The organism is Alkalinema pantanalense CENA528, assembly GCF_050753345.1.
Classification (GTDB): domain Bacteria; phylum Cyanobacteriota; class Cyanobacteriia; order Leptolyngbyales; family Leptolyngbyaceae; genus Alkalinema; species Alkalinema pantanalense.
Genome location: NZ_JBLZFX010000156.1, coordinates 1 through 7,856, shown reverse-complemented (window position 1 = coordinate 7,856; position 7,856 = coordinate 1). Strand labels below are relative to the sequence as shown.

Here is a 7,856-nt window from a genome sequence, read left to right as displayed (position 1 = left end):
TCAAACTATCGGGAGCGCAGTGGAACCAAGACAATGTCCCTCAGGTGCTTAAACACCGCTCTGCATATCTCAATGGGCAATTCTCATCGTGAGTCTTACAAAACTGGGATGCACCCATGCATCAATCCCTAAATAACCAGAAACCCAATCAGGTTTATGATGCAGGTTTAAAGAGTCAAATTGAATTTGACTGACCCGGTTAGATGGATGATAATGAGTTCGATTAACTAAAGCATTTGTCAGATCAATCTCTTTTGATCTATGAGATGGCTGAGCTCACGTTACACTTAGAGCTTAACTTTCATTAGATCTTGTCCAAATGCTTGGGTCCACCGCACACATTAGAGTGACCAATTGCATACCTACAAATTCGGATTTTCTAGATCATTACTCGCCTCGATCGTAAACTCAATTAATTTATCCAACCTTAATGCATACACTAAACTTCGGAGCTGATTCGCTAGAGATGCTTGAGTTAAAGCTAGTTCATCTAACAGTTGCAAAATTAATTCTTCATCCGCCATTCGAGCGGCTCGTTGCAATTGAGTGATCCAATCCAAGGATAAATTCTGTACATTGTCCACAAAAACTATTTCATTCGCTATTTCTGGAGACGAGGCTGTAGATAGACTTCCTGCCTCATATATATAACGAATCTCTAGATGTTCTGCCATCTTATCAAACAGAATTTCTTCTGTAATCGGTTTACAAACTAGGTCGTCACAACCTGAAGCCAGAATTGCAGCCCGCTCATCTTCAAACGCACTGGCTGTTAATGCCAAAATCTTCGTTTTTAGAATCGATGGGGAATTCTTCTCCTGCGCTTCCAAAGCCCGAATTTGTCTGGTAGCTTCATATCCATCCACCGTGGGCATTCGGATATCCATCCAGACTAAGTGAGGCCGCCATTGCTGCCAAACCGCGATCGCCTCTTGTCCATTTTCTGCTTCTTGCACCTCAAAACCGATAGGCCGCAGTAACTGCACCAAAAATTGCCGATTTTCACAATTATCCTCAACAATCAGCAATCGGTAAGTCGGTTGATTCACTTGTAACCCTATAACACGGTGACGCGATCGTTGAGGAACAAAATTGATTGCCTGAACTGTTTTAACAGGAATTTCAAACCGGAAAGTCGATCCCTGACCTAGTGTGCTATGGCAGCTTAATTCTCCACCCAACAAGCGCACAAATTGACGACTAATCGGTAGCCCCAACCCGGTTCCTTCTAAAGAGGCTTGGCCTGCTTGGGCTTGCACAAATGGTTCAAATAATGCTGCTTGTTCGATCGGAGCAATTCCAGGCCCAGTGTCTTCAACTGCAAAGCGAAGAAAGACCTGATCCTGCCCTAGAGGGTTTATAGATTGATTTATAGATTGATGAGAAGTGCCCAGAGAAGTTAAATAATTATCAATTGTTGAATTCGGAGGAACCACCTGTATTTTCAAGCGAATGTAGCCTTTATTAGTGAATTTTATAGCATTATTCATCAAATTAATTAATACTTGGCGCAATTTATTCTCATCCGCATAAACATATTTAGGAAGTGTATTCGAGTAATCAACCATAATCTGCAAGCCTTTCGATTGAGCCCTAAGATAGAACATTTCATCTATACTTTTTAGTAATTGATACAGATCAAAGTTCTTAGGCGTCAATATCATTCGTCCAGCTTCAATCTTAGACATTTCTAAAATGTCATTGATCAGATTAAGCAAATGTTCACCGCTACGATTGATAATATTAATCTGTCTTTGTTGTTCTACATCTAATGCATTACTTCGGCTCAGCAATTGGCTAAATCCAAGGATTGCATTGAGTGGAGTTCGGAGTTCATGACTCATATTTGCCAGAAAAATACTCTTAGCTCGGTTAGCAGCCTCCGCTGCTTCTTTAGATAAACGTAATTCAGCAGTGCGTTGTTCAACCCGATCTTCCAACTCTAGCTTTGCTTGCAATAAAGCAGCTTCATTCACTTTACGATCGTCAATATCCATATGAGTGCCCAGCATGCGTAAAGGATTGCCATCGGCATCATAAGAAACCAGTTTACCCAGCGACAAAATCCATTTCCATTCTCCCGTTTTTGTACGTTGCCGAAATTCCCAAACATGCTCTAACAAAGTCCCTTTAATATAGGCTTGATAAAGACTTTCACCCCGCTCAGAATCATCTGGATGCAGTCTTTCCAGCCATGTAGTACTGGTTTCCTGGAATTCATCAGGGTCATATCCCAGCATAATGGCATATTCAGGACTGACAATGACCTGCCCCGTTTGTAAATTGAGATCATAAAGTCCTTGCTTCGCAGCCATCAATGCCAAACGTAATCGTTCTTCACTATCTCGTAAGGCTTCCTCGGCTTGTTTACGATCGGTGATATCCTGATAGGTTCCTAATAAACCAACTATCTCACCACTCAAGTTATACAAAGGCAATTTATTCGTTTCAATCCAGATGATTGAACCATCCGATCTCAATTGTGTCTCAATAATCCCTAACTTCGCAATTCCTGAATTTAAGACCTCCCGATCGTCAGCGCGGTATTCTTCAGCATGGGTAGCGCCCCAAGGTAAATCATAGTCAGTTTTGCCAATGATCTCGGCTGGAGCTAACAAACCTGCCGCTTCAGCAGCTTTTTGGTTGCAACCTAAGTAGACTAAATGACAATCTTTCCACCAAACCACTAGGGGAAAGGTATCAATCACTGTTTGTAAAAAACGCTGAGACTCTTGGAGCGCAATTTCTGCTTGTTTGCGATCGGTGATATCTCGCTGCAATCCGACCATGCGTAGAGGCTTACCGAGAAAATCTCGATTCACGACCTTGCCGTAGACCGCAATCCATCTCCATTCGCCCGTTTTAGACCGAGCACGATATTCCACCTGATAGGGAATTTGATCTTGCAAATGAGCATGGAGATGCAGCATCGCTTGTTCTTTGTCATCCGGATGAATCATTTGCACCCAGGTCTGCACATGCCCCGGTAATTCATCAGCTTCATACCCCAGCATACCCAGCAACCGAGGGCTCAAATAGGCATTGTCAGTTGCTATATCCCAATCCCATAGCCCATCCCCCGACCCTTCCAACGCCAACTGTAATTGTTCTTGGCTTAAGCGAATCGCTTCTTCTGTTTGTTTCCGTTCTGTAATATCAACCGCAATTCCAATAATGCGTGAACTTTCATCATCTTCCGGCTGAATCACTTTGCCCCGCACTGCCACCCACCGCAGTTCCCCATCCTGTCGATTAATGCGATATTCAATATTGTAGGGTTCACCGGTGGTGAGGCTATGGGCAAACGATTGGAAAACCCGTTCCTGATCTTCTCTGTACACCAATTTGAGGAAGGATTCCCGATCGCCCGGAAATGTTCCAGGGGCATAACCAAAAATGGCTTCCGTTTTTTCTGACCAAATACCAGTCTCAAAATTCGCCTCCCAAGTTCCCATGTCGGCTGCTTCCAGCGCCAGTTGTAGCCGTAATCTCTCTGCCTGAAGGGCTTGTTCCGCTTGCTTACGATCGGTCACATTACGTAACACCGCTACCCCACCGATGAGACTCTGATGATTGTCATACAAAGGACGGGCCGTGACTTCGATATAAATACCTTCCGGGTGAAAAATATTACGGAGAACCATTTCTGCTTGATCGATCGATTCTCCTTGCATTGCTCGCATCAAAGGAAGTTGATCAGTAGCACAGGGAATTCCTCCCGGCAAATATATACCCCAAAAATTTTGCAGTGCGTCGGAATTAATCGAAACCCCCAATCCTGGAATATTTTCTGCAGCAGGGTTATGGAGAATAATTTCTCCACTGGTATTAGCAACCAATACTCCATCACCAATACTATTGAGGATGATTTGAAGCAATTGGGTTTGTTGTTGCAATTCGTGGGTTCGTTGCTGAACTCGTTGTTCTAACTCTTGGTTCAGTTGTTGTAGAATTTGTTCCGATCGCTTGCGTTTAGTAATATCCATGGAGATACCTGCCATGCCGATCGGTTCCCCCCAATCATCAAAGACTGGCGTTTTAATCGTTTCAACCCATTTCCCAGTGCCATCTGAGGCCACGAAATATTCTTCAACGCGCTTTTGGTGACCTGAGAGCATTACGTCCCGATCGTCCTGCTGATAGGACGCAGCCAATTCGCGCGGCCAAATATCCAGATCCGTGAGGCCCACTAATTGCGAAGGATCATAGCCGCAAGCTTCACCAAAAGGAGCATTTACCGAGAGAAAGCGACCTTCTTGATCTTTTAGCCATGCAGCATGGGGAATATTATTCAGTAGAGAAATTACCTGTTGCTGACGGAATTTAGCAGCTTCTTCTGCCCGCTTGCGATCGCTAATATCCCGATGGGTTCCCGTCATCCGCAGGGGCTTGCTATTTTCATCTCGCACCACCACTTTGCCATAGCTAGTAATCCATTTCCATTCACCAGACTTGCAAAGCATACGATAGTCAAATGCATACAGCCGTGAATCATCTTGTAAATGGGCCTGCAAAATTTCAACAACCCAAGGTCGATCGGCGGGATGCATCAATTGGTGCCACGTTTGGACATTTCCCGGCAGTTCATCCACCTCATATCCCAACATTTCCCACCAGCGGGGGCTAAAGTACATTTCATCGGTGATCAAGTTCCAATCCCATAGCCCATCCCCTGAGCCTTCTAAGGCCAACTGTAACCGCTCCTCACTCAACCGCAGTGCGGCTTCAACGTGCTTCAGTTCCGTAATATCTGTCAGCGTCCCAACATAGCCAATCACATCACCCGTAGCATCTTTTTCGGGCTGCACTTGACAATACACCCACTTAATTTGACCATCGGACATTCGCAGACAACTTTCAATGTAGCGGTGAGATTGTTCCTGCGTGATGGATTGCCAAGATTGGAAGAGTTGCTCTCGCCAATCGGGATGAATCGCTTGTAACCAGTTTAGCCCCCAACCTTGATCACGGGCTAAACCCATAATTTCATACCAGCGATCGTTGCCATAGACGATTTCGCCCTTCGCGTTATTCCGGAAAATACCCACTGGAGAGGCTTCGGCAAGGGTGGCATAACGCTGTTCACTGTCTCTGAGTAAAGCTTCCGCTTGTTTGCGATCGCTAATATCGGTAACAGAACCAATAAAGCCAACCACTTGCCCTTGGGCATTGCACTCCGGAACCGCTTGTGCCAAACCCCACACAATCGAGCCATCCCTATGGAGAAACCGTAGTTCCAAGCGAAGTTCAGTTAGATTACCGTGTCGATTCTGTTGAATAAAGGAATGCCACGTGGAAGAGACAAATGCCCGATCATCTGGGTAAATACTCTTCTCCCATTGTCCTGCCAGAATTTCTTCACTGGATAAGCCAGTGATTTCTAACGCTTTTTCATTCGCATACGTACAGCTTCCCTCAAAGTTATTACGATAAATACCAACCGGGCTCACCTCAGACAGTAACCGATACCGTTCCTCACTTTCCTGGAGCGCAATTTCTGTTAAGACGCGATCGGTAATCACCTCGCCAAAGATGATAATTCCTCCAATACTCGTTTCCGTTTCATACCAGGGTCGGACTTCCCAACGCACCCAGTCCTGCTGACCATCAGGACGCATATAGGGATCTTGCTCATTACGACCAACAATTCCCTTTAAGCCCCGTTGATGAACTTCTCGCCAGTAAGGGGGAATATTCGGAAAAATGTCGTAGTGGCATTTGCCAATAATGCATTCATCCCCTAATTGGTAATCTTCTAACCATTTGTGGCTGGCAGCCAGATAACACATTTGCCGATCGAAGATTGCCACCGCAACGGGGGTATGTTCAATAAAATGATGCAGTCGCTGCTCACTGTAGTGCAGTTGCTGATTGCGTGCCTGCACCTGACGTTCCAGGGTTGCATTCACCTTTTCTAGATCTCGAACGGTTTGCTGTAGGCCGACCTGCTGTTGAATCCGTTGCCGTTCTTGCCAATAGTGTTGCAACGAATCCATTACCACATTCTGAAGATCAGCATCACTCCAAGGTTTCACAATCAAGCGATAAAGATTGCCTCGATTGACCACGTTTACCACTGATTCAATCGTCGCTTGCCCCACTAACATGACCTTGACGATCTGCGGATAACGAGCTTGGAGTTCAGTAACCAATGCTTCCCCTAGCAGCCCTTGATCGACAATGAGCAGGGGAACTTCAATCCCTTGCAGTGCCAGTTCATCTACCCGCGCGAGGGCTACCTGCGAACTTTCGACAGTTTCGATCGCATAGTCCGGAAATAGCCTAGATAACTGGCGCTTCAAGGAAAATAGAACAATTTGCTCATCATCAACGCAAAGAATGGTGGGAATACTCATAGATCACCCGGTTTACAACCGCAGGGAAATACATAGATTAACTTCAGAGCGATGCCCCATACACGTGATGATAGCCCCTGAAAGAGGATAACCCTTGATAACAGTCGCCGATAGTTTAAGGCTCTTGGGTCATGGTGTCAAATACGACGTAGCAGCCCTTCCCCCGCGCCTTGGCTGAATACATCGCCATATCCGCTTCTCTCAACAATTCTTCAGGAGTTTGGTTAGTGAGAGTCCCAATGGTGATGCCAATACTTACACCAATCCCAACTTGTACACCACCTAGCTCAAAGGGCTCTTCTAAATGGGTTTGGATACGCTCCACGACTGAGATCGCAACCGTAACATCCACAATTCTGGAGAGAACCACCACAAATTCATCTCCTCCCAAGCGTGCCACCATGTCTCCTTCCCTCAAACAAGGAACTAACCGCTGGGCAACATGCTGGAGCAGTTCATCTCCCACCAAATGGCCCAGTTGATCATTCACCTGTTTAAATCCATCTAGGTCAATGAACAGGAGGGCTATTTTTTGCTCAGTTGAAGGGTTGGCCTGCTCAAAGAGAAGGTTGAGATGGTAACAGAGCCCCCGTCGATTGGGAATGCCTGTCAAGGTATCATGGAGTGCTGCTTCCAGCAACGCTTCCTGGACTTGTTGGGCTTGAATTTTTTGACGTCGCAGTTTTTGGACAGACTTGATCGTTTTTTCGATCGTTTGTTTAAGATCCTGAAAGTCGATCGGCTTCGTCAGAAAGTCGAAGGCTCCCTCATTCATAGCCTGCCGAATTCGAGTCATATCATTATATGCAGAGATCACAACCACCTTGAGGCTATCGTTGACCCTAGGCAAACAATGCATTAGGGTCAGGCCATCCATTTCAGGCATATTGAGATCCGTCAACACCATATCAATTTGCCGATCGTGCTGTAATGTCTGAAGCGCTTCAATTCCATTCGCGGCAAAGAGAAAATCCATCGTTTTTGCCGTGATCTGCTTCCTGAAACGCTGCTTAATCAAGCGTTCTAACTCTAGTTCGTCATCTACAACTAGGATCCTAACAGGTGCCATTTTTCTCTGCTTTTAGCTAAATGGAGCAAATCAACTTCAGAGATCACTTCAGCTACTAATCACAGTCAGTCAACTGATTTACGGTCATTTTTAGATGCTAGATCAATGTTTATATTTGTATAAACTAACTATACCCACCCTCAGAGACAACTCTACCTATGTTGAGCCGACCTGGATATATTTCTAGCCAACGCTTGATATATTTCTACTTTATGAGGATGTTAACTGAATAGAGGGCCATTGTATAGGAGATTTGTACTGACCCCTAGTCGTTAATTCAACGATAATGTAGATGAAGTTAAGATAAAGTCAAGGTAACTACTCAGGCTTAAAAAAATAAAGAGTTTTACCAAGAATCGTGAAAAAGCAGGTAATTTAGCATCATATTAGGGATTAGAGATTGAATCAGTGAGAGAACCAGGGCTTCAACC

Annotated in this window: 2 protein-coding genes; both read right to left on the bottom strand. The window is 45.0% G+C overall.

The annotated features are described in order from the left end of the window. Positions 1-362 precede the first annotated feature (362 nt). Complete coding sequence (locus ACN4EG_RS26445; RefSeq protein WP_431633277.1) at positions 363-6,356, bottom strand: PAS domain S-box protein; 5,994 nt, start codon at positions 6,354-6,356, stop codon at positions 363-365. A gap of 115 nt (positions 6,357-6,471) precedes the next feature. Continuing rightward, complete coding sequence (locus tag ACN4EG_RS26440) at positions 6,472-7,425, bottom strand: diguanylate cyclase domain-containing protein (protein ID WP_431633276.1); 954 nt, start codon at positions 7,423-7,425, stop codon at positions 6,472-6,474. Between the last annotated feature and the right edge of the window lie 431 nt (positions 7,426-7,856).

What these genes read in the sequence shown, in the direction of transcription:
- ACN4EG_RS26445 (WP_431633277.1), bottom strand. Translation starts at nt 6,356, where the DNA reads ATGAGTATTCCCACCATTCTTTGCGTTGATGATGAGCAAATTGTTCTA.
- ACN4EG_RS26440 (WP_431633276.1), bottom strand. Translation starts at nt 7,425, where the DNA reads ATGGCACCTGTTAGGATCCTAGTTGTAGATGACGAACTAGAGTTAGAA.